Genomic DNA, 16,840 nt, shown 5'->3' on the forward strand with positions numbered 1-16,840 from the left:
CGCAGGCAAGCCAGCTCCCACATTTGTTTGTGTCGACTTAAATCCCCGGGAATCGCCCCTTCCCCGCTTCGTCGCGGAAGATATCAAACAGTGCCTGCGCCGCCGCCGACAGCTCATGCCCCGGCTTGGTCAGCACCCCAATCGGCCGCTCGATCACCGGGTCACACAAGGTGATGCAACGGGCCCCCGCCTCTTCCATCTGCTGTGCGCACAATGCAGGCACGGCGCTGACGCCCAGGCCGCTGGCAACCATCTTGCCCACGGTTGCCAATTGATGGCTTTCCAACGCCACCGGCAGTTTCATCTGTAACGCGCCGAGGTGCTCCTCGAGCATCACCCGGACCGTGGAAGGCCGCTGCAAGGTAATGAACGGTTGCACCAGCAGGGTTTTCCAGTCGATCGCGGTCATGTCCGCCAGCGGCGAGTCGCCGGGCACCACCGCGACAAAGCGGTCCAGATACAGCGGGGTGAAGGCCAGCGACGACCCCGGTGAAGGCTCAAACGCCACACCCAGCTCCACTTGGCGATCACGGACCATTTCCAGGACCTGCTCATTGATCAAATCGTGCACCGTGACATTGACCTGGGGAAACCGCGCACGGAACACCTTCAGGATCGGCGGCAGCAGGTTGCCGGCAAACGACGGCATCGCCGCCACCGTCACGCGCCCGCGCTGCAGGGTAAAACGCTGGCGCAGTTCATCCTCGGCATTGTCCCAGTCGGCAATCAACCGGCGAGCCAGGGGCAACAGGGATTCGCCTTCAGGGGTCAGCGCGACGTTGCGCGTATTACGGCTGAACAGCCGCCCGCCCAGGCCCTCCTCCAGGCCCTTGATGGTCAGGCTCAGGGCCGACTGGGACAAATGCAGGCGCTCACAGGCGGCGGCAAAACTCAGGCTCTGGGCCACGGCAAGAAAGGCCCGCATCTGTTTAACTGTCATGACGCTGCTCCTACGGCTTGGCGATTGTGCTGTTTTTTAAATCAATCAACCTTAAAAAACAACTTAACAAATCAATCTGTCAGCGCAACACTCGAGTCACTGGCTGGACCACAAACAATAAAAGAGGTGCATATGGCAGGTTTCGATAAACGCGTGGCGTCCTATGAAGAAGCGCTGGCAGGCCTTGAAGACGGCATGACCGTACTCTCCGGCGGCTTTGGCCTGTGCGGCATCCCGGAAAACCTCATCGCCGAAATCAAGCGCAAAGGCACCCGCGACCTCACGGTGGTCTCCAACAACTGCGGCGTCGATGGCTTTGGCCTGGGTGTATTGCTCGAAGAAAAACAGATCAGCAAGGTCATCGCCTCCTATGTCGGTGAAAACGCCCTGTTCGAGAAGCAACTGCTCAGCGGTGAAATCGAAGTCGTGCTGACGCCCCAGGGCACCCTGGCCGAAAAAATGCGTGCAGGCGGCGCGGGCATTCCGGCGTTCTTTACCGCCACCGGTGTTGGCACGCCCGTCGCCGAAGGCAAGGAAACCCGCGAGTTCAATGGTCGCCCGTACCTGATGGAAGAATCCATCACCGGCGACTTCGCCATCGTCAAAGGCTGGAAAGCCGACCATTTCGGCAACGTCATCTACCGCCACACCGCCCAGAACTTCAACCCGCTGGCCGCCACCGCCGGCAAGATCACCGTGGTCGAAGTCGAGGAAATCGTCGAACCGGGCGAGCTGGACCCGGCGCAGATCCACACCCCTGGCATCTACGTCGACCGGATCATCTGCGGCACCTTCGAGAAGCGCATCGAACAGCGCACCGTCCGCAAATAATCTGCCCAGCCCGAACAATAAGAGGAACAGCACTATGGCTCTTACCCGCGAACAAATGGCTCAACGCGTCGCCCGCGAAATGCAGGACGGCTTCTACGTCAACCTCGGCATCGGCATCCCGACCCTGGTGGCCAACTACATTCCCGAAGGCATGGAAGTGATGCTGCAATCGGAAAACGGCCTGCTGGGCATGGGACCGTTTCCTACCGAAGACACCATTGATGCCGACATGATCAACGCCGGCAAGCAGACCGTCACCGCGCGTATCGGCGCCTCGATCTTTTCCTCGGCCGAGTCCTTCGCAATGATTCGCGGCGGCCACGTAGACCTCACGGTACTCGGCGCCTTTGAAGTGGACGTACACGGCAACATCGCCTCGTGGATGATCCCCGGCAAGCTGGTCAAGGGCATGGGCGGTGCCATGGACCTGGTGGCCGGCGCAGAAAACATCATCGTGATCATGACCCACGCCTCCAAGGACGGTGAGTCCAAGCTGCTCAGCCAGTGCAGCCTGCCGCTGACCGGTGCCCACTGCATCAAGCGCGTGCTGACGGACCTGGCGTACCTGGAAATCGAAAATGGCGCTTTTGTCCTCAAGGAACGCGCACCTGGCGTCAGCGTTGAAGAGATTGTGAGCAAGACCGCCGGTAAACTGATCGTCCCGGACCACGTTCCAGAAATGCACTTCCAGTGAGGACAGATTCCATGCAAGACGTCGTGATTGTTGCTGCCACCCGTACCGCCGTGGGCAGCTTTCAAGGAGCCCTGGCCGGCATCCCGGCACCGGAACTGGGCGCCGCCGTGATCCGCCGCCTGCTGGAGCAGACCGGCCTGGACCCTGCGCAAGTGGACGAAGTGATCCTCGGCCAGGTCCTGACCGCAGGTTCGGGCCAGAACCCGGCACGCCAGGCGTCGATTCTCGCCGGCCTGCCACATGCAGTGCCCAGCCTGACCTTGAACAAGGTCTGCGGCTCGGGCCTCAAGGCCCTGCACCTGGGCGCACAGGCCATCCGCTGCGGTGACGCCGAGGTGATTATCGCCGGCGGCATGGAGAACATGAGCCTGGCCCCGTACGTGCTGCCCGCCGCCCGCACCGGCCTGCGCATGGGGCACGCGAAGATGGTCGACAGCATGATCACCGACGGCCTGTGGGACGCGTTCAACGACTACCACATGGGCATCACCGCCGAGAACCTGGTGGACAAGTACGGCATCAGCCGTGAAGCCCAGGACGCCTTCGCCGCTGCCTCCCAGCAAAAAGCGGCTGCGGCAATTGAAGCCGGGCGCTTTGCTGATGAAATCACCCCGATCCTGATTCCCCAGCGCAAGGGCGACCCGATTGCCTTTGCGGTGGACGAGCAGCCCCGCGCCGGCACTACCGCCGAATCCCTGGGCAAACTCAAACCGGCCTTCAAGAAAGACGGCAGCGTCACCGCCGGCAACGCGTCGAGCCTCAACGACGGCGCCGCCGCCGTGTTGCTGATGAGTGCCGATAAAGCCAAAGCCCTCGGCCTGCCGGTGCTGGCGCGTATCGCCAGCTACGCGAATGCGGGTGTCGATCCGGCGATCATGGGCATTGGCCCGGTGTCCGCGACCCGTCGTTGCCTGGACAAGGCCGGCTGGCAGTTGGCCGACCTGGACCTGATCGAAGCCAACGAAGCCTTCGCCGCACAGGCGCTGGCAGTGGGCAAGGAACTGGAGTGGGACGCGGCCAAGGTCAACGTCAATGGCGGCGCGATTGCCATTGGCCACCCGATTGGCGCCTCAGGCTGCCGTGTGCTGGTGACCCTGCTGCATGAAATGCTCAAGCGCGACGCCAAGAAAGGCCTGGCGACCTTGTGCATCGGCGGCGGCCAGGGCGTGGCACTGGCCCTTGAGCGCGACTGATTCAACGAGCAACATGAAAGAGGCCCGGCTCCACGAAAAGCCGGGCCTTTTTTTGCCTATTTGATTTGCGAACCCCCTCCAATGTAGGAGCTGGCTTGCCTGCGATAGCGGAGGGGCAGTCACCGGCAGCATTGACTGATACACCGCTATCGCAGGCAAGCCAGCTCCTACATTAGATATCTAGCGTCCATTGGATTGCGGCACGGCAAATACCGCGGTGGCCCGCACCACCACCTTTTCCCCCACCTGCAAGCTGACCGTGGCAAACGCCATCTGCCGTCCGCGCTTGTGGTGCTCCAGCTGCACCTCGATCCACTCCCCCACCTGCACCGCCCCCAGATAATCGAGGGTCATGCTCGCGGTAATCAACGGCAACGGCGGGTCGCTGGAAAACGCCATGGCGTACCCCATGCCGACATCCGCCAGGGTCGCCAGTACGCCGCCATGCACCGTGCCACGCCCGTTGGCATGGCGGTTGTCGGCGCGCAGGCCCAGTTGCAACTGCAGTCCCTCGCCACGGCAATACACCGGCCCCAGCAAATCCAGGAGCGGGCTGCTGCGGGGCAAGGGAATAAAGCCTTCAGGGACGTGAGTCATGGTGGATCTTCCTTGTGACCGGGCCCGAGGTTTAACCTGCTCCGGTGGATGCAGCCAGCATGATCAACCGGGTAAATCAGTGACGATAAGCCTGCGCCCGCTTTGCGTTCGCCGGGCAAACCGGCTTTAATCGCCGCGCACTTTATCCCGCACACTTGAAGGAACCGTAATGCGCCACCTGGAAGGCAGATCTACTGCATTGATGTTATTGGCCGCCCTGCTGCTCGGCGGCTGTTCGCCCAAGGAGTATTCCGAGTCGACGCCGATCAATGGCGAACAGGGCCGGGCCGGCGCGCTGCTGGCCTATGAGCACGAGTTGAGTCTGGCGATGCCGCTGGCCCTGCTCGCGCCGCGCATGCAGGCCACCCGCCAAGCCTGCGAGTCGGCACAGTTCGGCGCCTGCAATATCCTGCGTATCGAAGAGAACAGCGACGGCGGCACGATCGTGTTGCGCATCGCCCCCAGCGGGGTCGAACCCTTGGTGAAGATGGTGGCCGAGGGCGGGCAACTGGGCCGGCGCATCACCAGCGCCGAAGACCTGGCCGACGCGGTGGCCGATGTGCGCCGTCGCCAGGAACGTTTGCAGGCCCAGCAAAAACGCCTGGATGAACTGGCGGCGCGCAAGGACATCACCGTGGGCGACCTGATCACCCTGACCAAGGAACAGGCCTCCATCGAAAACGAGCTGCAGGAACTGGCGCAGATCGCCGCCGGCCAGCAGCGGCGCCTGGACACCAACCGCGTGACCTTGAACTTCAGTCCATCCGACGGCGAGCATCAGCAATCACGTTTTGCGCGGATGTTCGGCAACCTCGGCGACAACCTGGTCGACGGCACCGCCGATGCCCTGGAACGCTCCAGCTACGTGCTGCCGTTCGTGATCCTCGCCTTCCCGGTGTTGTGGCTGTGGGTCTGGTTGTGGCGCAAGCTGGTCAAGCGCCGCCCCTGACCTCAGCGCTTCATGCAGCGCTGGTAACGCTCATCCACGCGCTTGGCGAACCAGGCCGTGGTGAGGTTACGGGTGATCTTCGGGCTCTTGAGCACAATCCCCGGCAGGATCGCCCGTGGCAGCGGCTTGCCTTCGGCTTTCTCGGCCAGGGCAAACACTCGCTGGTACAGAGTGGTCTGTTCAAAATCCAGACGATCACCCTGCTCCAACTGGCTGCGAATGCTCGGGTTGCGCATGTCCAGCTTCTTGCCCAGTGAGCGCACCGCCAACTCCGTGGTGCCGGGCATGATCGAGCCATAGCGGATCAAATCGCCATCCAGCGCCAGGCGGGTCCCGGAAGCACGGCTGACCGCGGCCTGGAACGCGGCATTGCGGCTGGCGTACCAACCGGCGTTGAAGTCGGCAAAGCGGTACAGCGGCAGCTCGTAGCTCACCGGGTAACCCAGCAAATGGGCAATGCCGAAGTACATGCCGCCACGCCGGGTGAACACTTCGCGGCGAATGCTCCCATCTACGCTGTAGGGATAATTGCGCGCCTGCTGCTCGGCGAAGGCAATGCTCACCTGCATCGGGCCTGCGGTATGCACTGGGTTGAAACGGCCAAACAAGGTGCGGCCCAACGGCACTGTGCCGATAAAGTCGTCAAAGATCCCACTCAGGTCCTTCTCGGTACGCGCAGCGCTCAGGCGGTCGGCGTAGGACTTACCCGTAGGCGAGCGCAGTTGCAACGCGGTGCGCACCAGTACGGCCGGCACATGCACCTTGGCTGCACGCTTGAGGATTTCATCCTGGGCGATCTTGCCCATGTTCGGCACCGGCGGGTCGACCTGATAGGTGGACTCTTGCTCGGTGACCGCCAGCACCGCACAGATATTTTCGGTGCTGGGGTAGATCTTCTGGCTGTTGAGCGCCGTGTAGATATCCTGGGCCCAACCGGCACGATCCGGCACCTTGGCCGGCATCAGTCGCACAATCTGCGCCTTGACCTCGGCCTCACTGCGTTCGGGGAGTTGCTGGCTGCGTTGGGTCGAACAGCCGGCCAGCACCAATAAGGCGGCCAGGCCGAGAGTCAGCCGGGATGAAAGCATGCGGGGGGTGTCCTGTGAGTCGCTGAAAGTGCCCACTATCTCACAAACCCACACCCACCCCCTGCAGGAGCGGGCTTGCCCGCGATGGCGCCCTCAAGCCGGCTCCCACAGTACATGCACCGGGATCAGATACCGGCGAGCGCCAGGTCCATCGCAAAGTAGGTAAAGATCAGGTCCGCACCGGCGCGCTTGATCGAACCCAGGGTTTCGCGCACCACCCGCGCTTCGTCGATGGCGCCGGCCTGGGCGCCGAACTTGATCATCGCGTATTCGCCACTGACCTGGTACGCCGCCACCGGCAAACGCGAGGCTTCGCGGATGTCGCGGATGATGTCCAGGTAAGCACCGGCCGGCTTGACCATCAGCGAGTCGGCCCCTTCCTGCTCATCGAGCAAGGATTCGCGCACGGCTTCGCGGCGGTTCATCGGGTTCATCTGGTAGCTTTTGCGGTCGCCCTTCAGCGCGCTGCCACCCGCCTCGCGGAACGGGCCATACAGGGCCGAAGCGAATTTAGTCGAGTACGCCATGATCGGGATATGGCTGAACCCGGCCGCATCCAGCGCCCGGCGAATGGCCTGGACCTGGCCGTCCATCGCGGCCGACGGCGCGATCACATCGGCACCGGCACGGGCTGCCGCCACCGCTTGCTTGCCCAGGTTGGCCAGGGTGCGGTCGTTGTCCACTTCATTGCCGTGCATCACGCCGCAATGGCCGTGGTCGGTGTATTCGCAGAAGCAGGTGTCGGACATCACGATCATTTCCGGCACCGCGTCCTTGCAGATCGCCGACATGCGCGACACCAGCCCGCGCTCGTTCCAGGTATCGCTGCCGCTGGCGTCCAGGTGATGGGACACGCCGAACGTCATCACCGACTTGATCCCGGCACGGGCAAAGCGCTCGATTTCACTGGCCAGTTTCGATTCGGGGATGCGCATCACGCCGGGCATGCTGGTGATCGGCACGAAGTCATCGATTTCTTCTTCGACGAAAATCGGCAATACCAGATCATTGAGGGTGAACTCGGTTTCCTGGAACAGGCTGCGCAGCTCAGGGGAACGACGCAGGCGGCGGGAACGGGCTTCGGGGAACTGACTGGACATGGGGTTTCCTACAAAAAAGGCCAGGGCACGTGGCAAGGCCGCTAGCTTAAGGGCGAAAGCTTATGCCCGGATTGACCGAGAGCACAAATACGGCGGCCATAACGGTGTTTTGCCATTCACGTAACAATGCGGTCTAGGCTAAACAAGCAGGAGCAGCAACGAGTGACCTGTAGAGACCGAGCTGTCCCCTTCCCCACAGGTGCGTTACGGCGTTACAGGCTCAGGCGCCCTTCGATACACAGCGAGACGGCGCCGCCGATCCAGATCTCATCGCCCTGCTGCTGCACGCGAATACGCCCGGCGCGGCCGATGGCCGTGCCCTGGCTGACCACGTATTCGCTGGGGGCCAGGCCCGCACCGAGCAGCCATTGTGCGACACCCGCGTTAAGGCTGCCGGTGGCCGGGTCTTCGGGGGCGCCGTCACCGGCAATAAACGCGCGCACTTCAAACTGCGCATCCACCTCGTCGCGCGTCGGGTCGCACGGAGCAACCACGCCCACCGCCAGCCCGAGCAGTTTTGAATAGTCCGGCTGCAACTCCAGCACCGTCTGCCGGTCCGTCAACATCAGCGCCAGCCAACCGGCGCCGTTATCGACCCACTGGCTGCGCACAATCGCTTCGGGCTCAAGGTTGAGCGCCAGGCGCACACGCTCCAGCAACTCGGCATCCAACGGCCCTGAACGCAGCAAGGGTGGCGCGATAAACGCCAGTTCCTCGCCCTGGCGACGGATGCGCACCAGGCCGATCTCGCATTCCTGGATGATCTCGTCGCCCTGGGGCACACCACCGGCCTGCAACCACGCCCGGCAACTGCCCAGGGTTGGGTGGCCGGCGAACGGCAGCTCCTGCACGGTGGTGAAAATCCGCACCCGGTAATCCGCACGCGGGTCGCGCGGTTGCAGCAGGAACGTGGTTTCGCTGAGGTTGGTCCACTTGGCGAAGTCAGCCATCTGCTGGTCACTGAGGCTATCGGCGCCCAGCACCACGGCCAGCGGGTTGCCCTTGAGCGCCACGCTGCTGAACACGTCCAGTTGCTTGAAATCAAAAGTCGGCATGGGTCAGCTCGGAATATTCAGGCCACGGATCACCGCCGGCCGGGCGACAAAGCCATCCAGCGCGCGCAGTACATTGGGGAAGTCGGTGATGCCCACCAGATCGCCCGATTCATAGAAGCCAATCAGGTTGCGGATCCAGGGAAAGGTGGCGATATCGGCGATGCTGTACTCATCCCCCATGATCCAGCTGCGGCCCAGCAGGCGTTTTTCCAGCACCTCCAGCAGGCGCCGGGCTTCGGCGGCATAGCGGTCGCGGGGGCGTTTGTCTTCGTAGGCCTTGCCGGCGAACTTATTGAAGAAACCGACCTGGCCGAACATCGGCCCGATCCCGGCCATCTGGAACATCAGCCATTGCAGGGTTTCGTAGCGCGCAGCAGGTGCCTGGGGCAGTAGTTGCGCGGTTTTCTCTGCCAGGTAAATCAGGATCGCCCCCGACTCGAACAACGCCAGCGGCTCACCGCCGGGACCGTTGGGGTCGATGATCGCCGGGATCTTGTTGTTGGGGTTCAGGGACAGAAACTCGGGCGAGAGTTGGTCCTGGGTATCGAAGCTGACCTTATGCGCCTCATAGGCCAGGCCCACCTCTTCGAGCATGATCGAGACTTTGACCCCATTGGGCGTCGGCAACGAGTACAGCTGCAGGCGTTCAGGATGCTCGGCTGGCCATTTGGTAATAATCGGAAACGCTGCAGCGGAAATCATCGATGTACCCCAAGGTGAGAAAAACCCATGATAGCCATCCGGCGGCGCGCCTGCATCGGTCTTCAATTCGCAACATGCGCTGGTTAATCTCTTGCACCAAGCGAACCAAAACGCTCTGGCGCACTCTTAGAAGCGCTTGAACGGTTGAATGGAGGCATACCGCCATAACTGTCACGGAAAACCGCACGTTGCTTGGAGCATCGCTGTGGCTGGGCCTTCCAGCCTTGATCCGACGCACCGAAGACTCGACCACTAATGAAAATCAAGCCTTTGTGCCTTGGCAAACGTTTCAAAAAATATGCTTATTTCCTGGTGCCAACGGTGTTCGTCGGCGGTGCCTTGATGCTGGCTTTCGAAGCCCGCGAAAGCAGCGCCGAGCCGAAGAACGGCGTGCAAACCCTGGTGTTCCTGCGTCATGGTGAAAAGCCTGTGGGCGGCCTGGGCCAACTCAATTGCCAGGGCCTCAACCGCGCAATGAACCTGGCCACGGTATTGCCGGAAAAGTTCGGCGCTGCCGACTTTGTGTTCGCGGCCAACCCGACGCGCAATGTCGAAGAAGGCGAGTTCGACAATTCCTACAGCTACATTCGGCCATTGATGACCATCAGCCCCAGCGCGATCAAACTCGGGCTGCCGGTGAACATCGAGTTTTCGGCCAACGATACCAGCGACCTGGCTGACGAATTGATGGAGGACAAGTACCACAACTCCACCATCTACACGGCCTGGTCCCATGGCTACCTGCCGGAATTGATCAACAAGGTGGCCAGTGAAGCGGTCGGTGAGGAGTACACCATCACCGAAGACTGGTCCGGCGGCGACTTCGACACCCTGTACGTGTTGACCCTGACCTGGCAGAACGGCAAGGCCAGCCTGCTCAGCCGCAACTACAAGCAAGGCCTGGATAACGGCTTGCAGACTTGCCCGGATGCGACGCATGTAGCCGCCGACACCTGACACCGGGACCGCGTATGATGCGTCGCTATCGACTTATCTGCGGATCTTGACCATGTCTAACCTCACCTCTGCCAGCCCTGCTCGCGGCTGGTCCTTCTGGTGGAAACCGGCGCTGTTCCTGTTGGTGGCCTGCGTCGGCCTGTATTACGTGAAGTGGTCGCCCTACTACTTCAAGGCCTTTGTCGCGGCCGACAGCCACAGCATCGGCAACTCGATTCTCAATGACCAGCAGGGCTCGCCATTGGCGGCCGCCCTGGCCTATGCCCAGGTGTATTTCCTGGCGATCTGGAAAGCCGCCGTGCTCGCGGTGATTCTCGGTTCGTTATTGCAGGTGCTGATTCCACGGGACTGGCTGTTGCGCCTGTTCGGCCGCGCCGGACTGGGCTCCACCGTGCGTGGCGGGCTGTTCGCCTTGCCGGGCATGATGTGCAGTTGCTGCGCCGCGCCGGTGGCCGCCGGCATGCGTCGTCAACAAGTGTCGGTGGGTGCTGCATTGGCGTTCTGGATGGCCAACCCGGTACTCAACCCCGCGACCCTGGTGTTTATGGGGTTTGTGCTGGGCTGGGACTTTGCCGCCCTGCGCCTGGTGGCCGGTGTCGTGCTGGTGATCGGTGTCGCGCTGATCGCCCAACGCATCGCCCGCCCCGAGCAGGTGCCCCAGGTAGCACTGGAGGCCGTGGCCGACGTCAGCGGCACCGAGACCCAGCCGTTCCTCAGCCGCTGGCTGCGCACCCTGTGGCAGTTGTTCTGGAGCACCATCCCGATCTACATCCTGGCGGTGTTGCTACTGGGCGCAGCGCGGGTGTGGCTGTTCCCACACGTGGACGGGGCGATGGCCGACAGCCTGCTGTGGCTGGTGCCCCTGGCGATTGTCGGCACCCTGTTTGTGATCCCCACCGCCGCAGAAATCCCGATTGTGCAGACCATGATGGCCCTGGGGCTGGGCACCGGGCCAGCGGTGGCACTGCTGATGACCCTGCCGAGCGTGAGCCTGCCGTCGCTGTTGATGCTGCGCAAGGATTTCGATACGCGGGTGCTGGTGACGGTGGCCGGGCTGACCATGCTGATGGGTGTGGTGTGCGGGTTGGTGGCGGTGGTCGTCCTTTAGGAAGGGTTGACTGTCAGGGCCTCATCGCAGCATAGGTATCTACACAACTCTTTTATCTAGTGCTTGTTGGGTTTGTGTACATATCCGTTGCTGCGGTCACGGCCACTTAGGGTTCCGCCCTTACGGCGGCTCACTTTGGAAGAGCGCCAAAGTAAGCAAAGCGCTCTTGCCCCACCACTCGGTGCCTCGCCTAGGCTCGGCATGCCCGCAGTCAGGCATTGCTCCGTGGGCCCGCCGCGATCGGCCATCCATGGCCGTGTCGCGGCTACCCCGGCATCCATGCCGGGGTGCCCACTGCGCAATACCTGCCTGCGGCCATCGTGGTTTAACGGGGCGCCTAAGATCAAGATCAAAAGCCAGATCAAAAGCAGAGCAACAGCAATCCCAAAGCGCGAAACTGCATTCCCTGTGGGAGCTGGCTTGTCGGATCGCCGCATCGCTGCGATGACGCCCGAAAGAACACATCAGAGTGTCAGGTATTCATTTGTCATCGTTAACGACCATCGCGGGCAAGCCCGCTCCCACAGGGGTACCCACACGCCTCGACGATCAGGTCGGCTACCAGGCCGCCTCGCTTTGCTTTTGATCTTGATCTTGATCTGAGGCGCCCCGTTAAACCACGCTGGCCGTCATCCGATTTTGATTTGGGGGGGGTAACCCGGCAGGACGCCGGGTTAGCCGCGCTGGGCCATGGATGGCCCATCGCGGCGGCCCCCCAAATCAATGTCGGATGACGGGCACACCGAGCCTAGGCGAGGTGCCGAGTGGTGGGGCAAAAGCCCTAATGAGATGGTCAGCCCGGCACGGGCCCCCGGTAAATCTAGACTTACCGGAAGGCCCACTTTCGCTAAGGAGACCGCTCATGAACAGCTTGGCATTACTTGGTCTTGATATTGGAAAAAGCACCTTTCACCTCGTAGGGCACGACGTACGCGGCCATGAGGTGCTGCGCAAGCAGTTCAATCGAAATCGACTGCTTCAGTTCCTGGCAAAGCTTGAGCCCTGCACGATAGTAATGGAGTCCTGCGGCGGCTCACATTGGCTCGCCAGGAAGCTTATTTCCTTCGGCCACCAGGTGAAACTTATAGCTCCGCAGCATGTGAAACCGTACGTCACCGGCAATAAAAATGACTACATAGATGCCGAGGCAATTTGCGAGGCGGCGTCCCGTCCCAAGGCACGCTATGTTGCGATCAAGACGGTGGAACAGCAGGTGCTCTCGACCCAGCACCGCCTCCGAGAGGCATTGGTATGCCAAAGAACTCAAACCATCAATCGTATCCACGGATTCTTGCTGGAATTTGGAATTGCGCTACCGGCGACCAAAGCCGCCATGAACCAAATTCATCAAATACTGGATGACCCTGCCGCTGAGTTGCCTCAACAGTTGACGCAGTTTATCGAGCATCTGTTGGAAGACATCAAACGGCTTACGGTAGAGATTAAGTCCATCGACCACAGCATCAAGGAACAGGTGGCAGTTGATGACGCGGGAACACGCCTAATGATCCCCGGTATCGGCCCCATCATCGCTAGCGCGCTGCTGGCCGACGTCGGGGACGCTTCCAATTTTCACTCAGCGCGAGACTTCGCTGCTTCGCTGGGGCTGGTGCCAAGGCTACTCAACAGGTGGCCAAACCGTCCTTTTGAACATCAGCAAACGTGGTGATAAATACCTTCGAAAGCTCTTGGTTCAAGGCTCGCGGGCAGTTTTGGTGCGCATAGATAAACGCAACGACGCCTTGGGGCTTGGTGCCGAGACCTGCTGACGCGAAAGCACCCAAACAAGGTTGCCTGCGCCCTGGCCAATAAACTAGCAAGAATCGTATGGGCCGTTTTAGCTCGCGGAGGTAGCTACAACGCGCAGTTGATGACTTGATCGAAACACTACCGGCTTTTGCGACGACAACGATGATGACGATAAACAGCTCAAATCTCGCCTGAGAACCTGGTAAGCAAAACAGCTTTTGAAGCTGAAGCCCTTTTCAAGGACAGGCGGGAGCGACTATTCATCAAGGGCCAAGCGGTGAAACTGCCGACTATGAGCCCGGATACATTAGCGCAAGCATGCTTTACCGCTCATCGTCTGTGGTTGCAGGGGGTGGGCTGACCATACATTTGCTTACTTTGGGGCTTTTCCAAAGTGAGCCGCCGTAAGGGCGGAACCCTAAGTGGCCATGACCGCAGCAACGGATATGTACACAAACCTAAGAATCACTAAAGAGACGTGTAGCTCATCGCAGGCAAGCCAGCGATGGTGCCCTGAAAACCAACCAATCACCCGCGCCGGGCAGCACGCTCGCGCAGATACTCCACCACCGCGCCCTGCTCCCCGGAAAACTCGATCCGGGCGCCCTTCTTCTCACGCTGGAACGCGTACATCGGATCGTAATATTCACGCAGCCCGACAATCCAGCCGCGATGCAAATCCACGTTCCCCGAGCGGGCCTGCTCGGCCAGGGCGTCCTGCATCAGCCCGTGCAAGCGCTGGTAGCGCTCCCCACCCAGACGCTTGTGGATATTGGCCAGGCTCTGCACCAGGCGCTCGGCGAACAGGCAGAAGCCCGCTTCACCAAACTCTGCGTTGAACTGCGCGCACAGGTCGATCACATAGTCGCGCAAGACCCGCTCGACGCGGTTTTCCAGGCTCTCTTCCAGCCACACCATCGGGTACGCCTGCATGCCCCGGTGCAGGTTCAGCGGCAAGGCGCAGCTACCGATCATGCGGCTTTCGTCCTCAAGCACAAACTGCTCGATGCCCCGCGCGCGCTTTTTCAGTACGTCCACCGCCAGGCGGTTTTCAAAGTCGATATTCGACGGCTGGCCCGTGGCCCGCTTGCCAAAGCTGGAGCCCCGGTGGTTGGCGTAGCCTTCCAGGTCCAGGCCGTTGCGCAGTTGTTGGAGCACCTCGGTCTTGCCGCTGCCGGTCAGGCCACCCAGCAGGACGAAATCGCACTGCTCCACAGCCTGGTCCACGGTCTCCAGCAAGAAGGTACGCATAGCCTTGTAGCCACCGCCGACCCGGGGATAGTCGATCCCCGCTTCGTCCTTGAGCACCTTCTGCACCAAGTGCGAGCGCAAGCCGCCACGGAAGCAATACAGGTAACCGTCAGGGTTGGCCTGGGCAAACGCGGTCCAGCGCGCCAGTCGCTCCTGCAGCGTTGCGCCGCTGACCAGTTGGTGCCCCAGCACAATCGCCGCCTGCTGCCCTTGCTGCTTATAGCAAGTGCCCACCCGCTGGCGTTCGTCATCGTTCATCAACGGCAGGTTGACCACGCCGGGGAACGCACCCTTGACGAATTCGACCGGCGCACGGGTATCCATCATCGGCCGGTCGTTAAGAAAGATATCGCGGTAATCGGTGATGTCGATGGGCATCAAGACACCTCTACCGCGTGGCTCTGTCGCTCGACCAACTGGCCAATGGGCGCAAGGTTCAGCCCCAGTTCGGCCGCTGCCGCGAGAAACTCGGCTTCGCCCTCAGGCGTGACCGCCACCAGCAGCCCGCCACTGGTTTGCGGGTCGCACAGCACGCGCTTGTGCAACTCATTGATACGGCCCAGTTGGCGCGAGTAACTGTCGAAGTTGCGCAACGTACCGCCAGGCACACAACCCTGGTCCAGGTAGTACTCGACCCCTGGCAGGCGTGGGACTTTTTCGTATTCGATAAGCGCGGTCAAACCGCTGCCGTCAGCCATTTCCACGAGGTGCCCGAGCAGGCCGAAACCGGTCACGTCGGTCATGGCGCTAACCCCGGCCAGCTTGCCAAAGCGGCTGCCGGGCTTGTTGAGGGTGCACATCCAGTCCCGCGCCAGGCCGATATCGGCTTCCCGCAGCTTGCCCTTCTTCTCGGCGGTAGTAAGGATGCCGATGCCCAGGGGTTTGGTCAGGTACAAGCGGCAACCGGCGGTGGCGGTGTCGTTGCGCTTCATATGACGCTTGTGCACCAGCCCGGTGACGGCCAGGCCGAAGATCGGCTCCGGGGCGTCGATGGAGTGCCCACCGGCCAGGGGAATGCCCGCCGCGTCGCACACTGCACGGCCACCGCGAATCACTTCCCGGGCGATCTCCGGGGCCAGCACATTGACCGGCCAGCCGAGAATCGCGATGGCCATCAACGGATCGCCGCCCATGGCGTAGATATCGCTGATGGCGTTGGTGGCAGCAATGCGCCCGAAATCGAAGGGATCGTCAACGATCGGCATGAAAAAGTCCGTGGTGGACACCACCCCGCGCTCGTCATCAATGGCGTACACCGCCGCGTCGTCCCGCGAGGCATTACCCACCCAGAGCTTGGGGTCGAGGTTCTGCGCACCGCTGCCGGCGAGGATCACTTCCAGCACCTGTGGCGAAATCTTGCAGCCGCAACCGGCACCGTGGCTGTACTGGGTCAGGCGAATCGGCTCGTTCATGGTGGACCTCAAACTATCAAGTGCGGGGATTCTAACAGACAGCAAAAGGCCGGCTGGGCTCTTGTGAGCGCAGCCGGCCTTTGGGGTCAGCGGTTACTGGCGGGCAGCGAGCAAACGCTTGTGGCGATTACGCCGGGCAATGTTCAGGCACTCGATGGCAGCCGAGAAAGCCATGGCCGCGTACACGTAGCCTTTCGGCACATGGGCACCGAAGCCTTCGGCGATCAAGGTCATGCCGATCATGATCAAGAAGCCCAGGGCCAGCATGACCACGGTCGGGTTGTCGTTGATGAACTTGGCCAGGGGTTCAGCCGCCACCAGCATCACGATTACCGAAGTCACCACAGCAATGATCATGATCGGCAAGTGCTCGGTCATACCGACGGCGGTGATGATGCTGTCGATAGAGAACACCAGGTCGAGCAACAGGATCTGCCCGATGGCCGCGGCAAAGCCGATAGCCACGGTGTTGCCGACGCTGGCCTTCTCTTCGGGCTCCGGGTCCATGCTGTGGTGGATCTCGGTGGTTGCCTTCCATACCAGGAACAGGCCGCCGGCGATCAGGATCATGTCCTTCCACGAAAACGCCTGGCCGAAGACTTCGAATACCGGCGAGGTCAATTGCACAATAAACGCGATGGTGCTCAACAGGCCCAGGCGCAGTATCAGCGCCATGCTGATGCCGATGCGCCGTGCCTTGGCCCGGTGCTGCTCCGGCAATTTATTGGTGAGGATCGAGATGAAGATCAGGTTGTCGATCCCCAGCACGATTTCCATGACGATCAATGTCGCCAGGGCCACCCAGGCGGTAGGGCTCGCGGCCAGTTGTACAAGATAATCCATAGGTCAGTCCTGACTCGGTATACGGGGAATTAAGCTTCTTGGGAACTTGGCTCAGGCTTAGAGTCCTGATCTTGCTCGTCGTCCTTGGGGGCGATCAAGCCCTGGGTCGCTTCGCTCAACGCCTGTTCGGCGGCTTTATGGGTGTCGTCAATGGCCTGCTTGGCCGCTTCGCTGGCTTTGCCCAGCACCTGCTGCGTGCTTTTCTCGACCTGGTCGCAACCACTGAGCACCACTAATGAAAGCGCAAGCAACGACGCCGCGCCCAGGGAATTGAGTTTCATGATGTATTCCTCGTTAGAACCGTTGGGCCCAAGCATTGGGCTCGCGATAGCGAGGCATTCTAAGGAAGCGAACACTTCAGGAAAATTCGT

Annotated in this window: 16 protein-coding genes and 1 pseudogene; 7 read left to right on the forward strand and 10 right to left on the reverse strand. The window is 61.4% G+C overall.

The window, feature by feature from the left end; all coding sequences use genetic code 11:
• Positions 1–37: 37 nt before the first annotated feature.
• Positions 38–940, reverse strand: a complete 903-nt coding sequence (locus tag PSH80_RS16260) for a LysR family transcriptional regulator (protein ID WP_120733548.1) — start codon at positions 938–940, stop codon at positions 38–40.
• 132 nt (positions 941–1,072) lie between these two features.
• On the opposite strand from PSH80_RS16260, the gene PSH80_RS16265 reads away from it, so the two are divergent.
• The 3 genes from PSH80_RS16265 to PSH80_RS16275 are packed head-to-tail and all read left to right on the forward strand — an operon-like array spanning position 1,073 to position 3,658.
• Positions 1,073–1,771 (forward strand): CoA transferase subunit A, encoded by a 699-nt coding sequence (locus PSH80_RS16265; protein WP_010211319.1) that lies wholly within the window; start codon positions 1,073–1,075, stop codon positions 1,769–1,771.
• A gap of 34 nt (positions 1,772–1,805) precedes the next feature.
• Positions 1,806–2,465, forward strand: a complete 660-nt coding sequence (locus PSH80_RS16270) for a CoA transferase subunit B (RefSeq protein ID WP_057439446.1) — start codon at positions 1,806–1,808, stop codon at positions 2,463–2,465.
• An 11-nt stretch (positions 2,466–2,476) separates the two neighbouring features.
• Positions 2,477–3,658 carry an acetyl-CoA C-acetyltransferase gene (locus PSH80_RS16275; RefSeq protein ID WP_057444130.1) on the forward strand — a complete coding sequence of 394 codons (1,182 nt, stop codon included), beginning with the start codon at positions 2,477–2,479 and terminating at the stop codon, positions 3,656–3,658.
• A 180-nt stretch (positions 3,659–3,838) separates the two neighbouring features.
• On the opposite strand, the gene PSH80_RS16280 is transcribed toward PSH80_RS16275, so the two are convergent.
• On the reverse strand, positions 3,839–4,255 hold the full coding sequence (locus PSH80_RS16280) for a PaaI family thioesterase (protein WP_057959114.1): 417 nt from the start codon (positions 4,253–4,255) through the stop codon (positions 3,839–3,841).
• Positions 4,256–4,424: 169 nt separating this feature from the next.
• On the opposite strand from PSH80_RS16280, the gene PSH80_RS16285 reads away from it, so the two are divergent.
• On the forward strand, positions 4,425–5,204 hold the full coding sequence (locus tag PSH80_RS16285; protein ID WP_198792705.1) for a DUF4349 domain-containing protein: 780 nt from the start codon (positions 4,425–4,427) through the stop codon (positions 5,202–5,204).
• Between the two features lie 2 nt (positions 5,205–5,206).
• Here PSH80_RS16285 and PSH80_RS16290 read toward each other — a convergent pair whose 3' ends face one another.
• From PSH80_RS16290 to PSH80_RS16305, 4 genes are all read right to left on the reverse strand, one after another.
• Positions 5,207–6,292, reverse strand: coding sequence for a DUF1615 domain-containing protein (locus PSH80_RS16290; RefSeq protein WP_305417504.1), 1,086 nt, complete (start codon positions 6,290–6,292; stop codon positions 5,207–5,209).
• 125 nt (positions 6,293–6,417) lie between these two features.
• Complete coding sequence (gene hemB / locus PSH80_RS16295) at positions 6,418–7,392, reverse strand: porphobilinogen synthase (RefSeq protein WP_057959111.1); 975 nt, start codon at positions 7,390–7,392, stop codon at positions 6,418–6,420.
• Between the two features lie 212 nt (positions 7,393–7,604).
• Positions 7,605–8,447: a PhzF family phenazine biosynthesis protein gene (locus PSH80_RS16300; protein WP_169961325.1), complete on the reverse strand. Its 843-nt coding sequence runs from the start codon at positions 8,445–8,447 to the stop codon at positions 7,605–7,607.
• A 3-nt stretch (positions 8,448–8,450) separates the two neighbouring features.
• On the reverse strand, positions 8,451–9,149 hold the full coding sequence (locus PSH80_RS16305) for a glutathione S-transferase N-terminal domain-containing protein (protein WP_057439451.1): 699 nt from the start codon (positions 9,147–9,149) through the stop codon (positions 8,451–8,453).
• Positions 9,150–9,404: 255 nt separating this feature from the next.
• On the opposite strand from PSH80_RS16305, the gene PSH80_RS16310 reads away from it, so the two are divergent.
• From PSH80_RS16310 to PSH80_RS16320, 3 genes and pseudogenes are all read left to right on the forward strand, one after another.
• On the forward strand, positions 9,405–10,106 hold the full coding sequence (locus tag PSH80_RS16310; RefSeq protein ID WP_169990481.1) for a histidine phosphatase family protein: 702 nt from the start codon (positions 9,405–9,407) through the stop codon (positions 10,104–10,106).
• Between the two features lie 52 nt (positions 10,107–10,158).
• Complete coding sequence (locus PSH80_RS16315) at positions 10,159–11,214, forward strand: permease (protein ID WP_057439453.1); 1,056 nt, start codon at positions 10,159–10,161, stop codon at positions 11,212–11,214.
• A gap of 862 nt (positions 11,215–12,076) precedes the next feature.
• Positions 12,077–13,093: pseudogene (locus PSH80_RS16320) on the forward strand (IS110 family transposase).
• A 398-nt stretch (positions 13,094–13,491) separates the two neighbouring features.
• Here the strand turns inward: PSH80_RS16320 and mnmH are convergent.
• The 4 genes from mnmH to PSH80_RS16340 all read right to left on the reverse strand — a co-directional run bounded on the left by mnmH (position 13,492) and on the right by PSH80_RS16340 (position 16,750).
• Positions 13,492–14,592, reverse strand: a complete 1,101-nt coding sequence (gene mnmH / locus PSH80_RS16325) for a tRNA 2-selenouridine(34) synthase MnmH (RefSeq protein ID WP_128593926.1) — start codon at positions 14,590–14,592, stop codon at positions 13,492–13,494.
• Complete coding sequence (gene selD / locus PSH80_RS16330) at positions 14,592–15,626, reverse strand: selenide, water dikinase SelD (RefSeq protein WP_057439455.1); 1,035 nt, start codon at positions 15,624–15,626, stop codon at positions 14,592–14,594. The genes mnmH and selD overlap by 1 nt, the downstream gene beginning before the upstream one ends.
• Positions 15,627–15,719: 93 nt before the next feature.
• Positions 15,720–16,469, reverse strand: coding sequence for a TerC family protein (locus PSH80_RS16335; protein WP_057439456.1), 750 nt, complete (start codon positions 16,467–16,469; stop codon positions 15,720–15,722).
• A 29-nt stretch (positions 16,470–16,498) separates the two neighbouring features.
• Positions 16,499–16,750 (reverse strand): hypothetical protein, encoded by a 252-nt coding sequence (locus PSH80_RS16340; protein ID WP_057959108.1) that lies wholly within the window; start codon positions 16,748–16,750, stop codon positions 16,499–16,501.
• Positions 16,751–16,840: the final 90 nt, after the last annotated feature.

It is taken from the genome of Pseudomonas sp. FP818 (genome assembly GCF_030687335.1).
Lineage (GTDB): Bacteria > Pseudomonadota > Gammaproteobacteria > Pseudomonadales > Pseudomonadaceae > Aquipseudomonas > Aquipseudomonas shahriarae.

Excerpts from the sequence above, each read along its gene's own strand:
- selD (WP_057439455.1), bottom strand. The coding sequence starts at position 15,626 with ATGAACGAGCCGATTCGCCTGACCCAGTACAGCCACGGTGCCGGTTGC.
- PSH80_RS16290 (WP_305417504.1), bottom strand. The coding sequence starts at position 6,292 with ATGCTTTCATCCCGGCTGACTCTCGGCCTGGCCGCCTTATTGGTGCTG.
- PSH80_RS16300 (WP_169961325.1), bottom strand. The coding sequence starts at position 8,447 with ATGCCGACTTTTGATTTCAAGCAACTGGACGTGTTCAGCAGCGTGGCG.
- PSH80_RS16310 (WP_169990481.1), top strand. The coding sequence starts at position 9,405 with ATGAAAATCAAGCCTTTGTGCCTTGGCAAACGTTTCAAAAAATATGCT.
- hemB (WP_057959111.1), bottom strand. The coding sequence starts at position 7,392 with ATGTCCAGTCAGTTCCCCGAAGCCCGTTCCCGCCGCCTGCGTCGTTCC.
- PSH80_RS16340 (WP_057959108.1), bottom strand. The coding sequence starts at position 16,750 with ATGAAACTCAATTCCCTGGGCGCGGCGTCGTTGCTTGCGCTTTCATTA.
- PSH80_RS16275 (WP_057444130.1), top strand. The coding sequence starts at position 2,477 with ATGCAAGACGTCGTGATTGTTGCTGCCACCCGTACCGCCGTGGGCAGC.
- PSH80_RS16315 (WP_057439453.1), top strand. The coding sequence starts at position 10,159 with ATGTCTAACCTCACCTCTGCCAGCCCTGCTCGCGGCTGGTCCTTCTGG.
- PSH80_RS16335 (WP_057439456.1), bottom strand. The coding sequence starts at position 16,469 with ATGGATTATCTTGTACAACTGGCCGCGAGCCCTACCGCCTGGGTGGCC.
- PSH80_RS16305 (WP_057439451.1), bottom strand. The coding sequence starts at position 9,149 with ATGATTTCCGCTGCAGCGTTTCCGATTATTACCAAATGGCCAGCCGAG.
- mnmH (WP_128593926.1), bottom strand. The coding sequence starts at position 14,592 with ATGCCCATCGACATCACCGATTACCGCGATATCTTTCTTAACGACCGG.
- PSH80_RS16265 (WP_010211319.1), top strand. The coding sequence starts at position 1,073 with ATGGCAGGTTTCGATAAACGCGTGGCGTCCTATGAAGAAGCGCTGGCA.
- PSH80_RS16270 (WP_057439446.1), top strand. The coding sequence starts at position 1,806 with ATGGCTCTTACCCGCGAACAAATGGCTCAACGCGTCGCCCGCGAAATG.
- PSH80_RS16280 (WP_057959114.1), bottom strand. The coding sequence starts at position 4,255 with ATGACTCACGTCCCTGAAGGCTTTATTCCCTTGCCCCGCAGCAGCCCG.
- PSH80_RS16260 (WP_120733548.1), bottom strand. The coding sequence starts at position 940 with ATGACAGTTAAACAGATGCGGGCCTTTCTTGCCGTGGCCCAGAGCCTG.
- PSH80_RS16285 (WP_198792705.1), top strand. The coding sequence starts at position 4,425 with ATGCGCCACCTGGAAGGCAGATCTACTGCATTGATGTTATTGGCCGCC.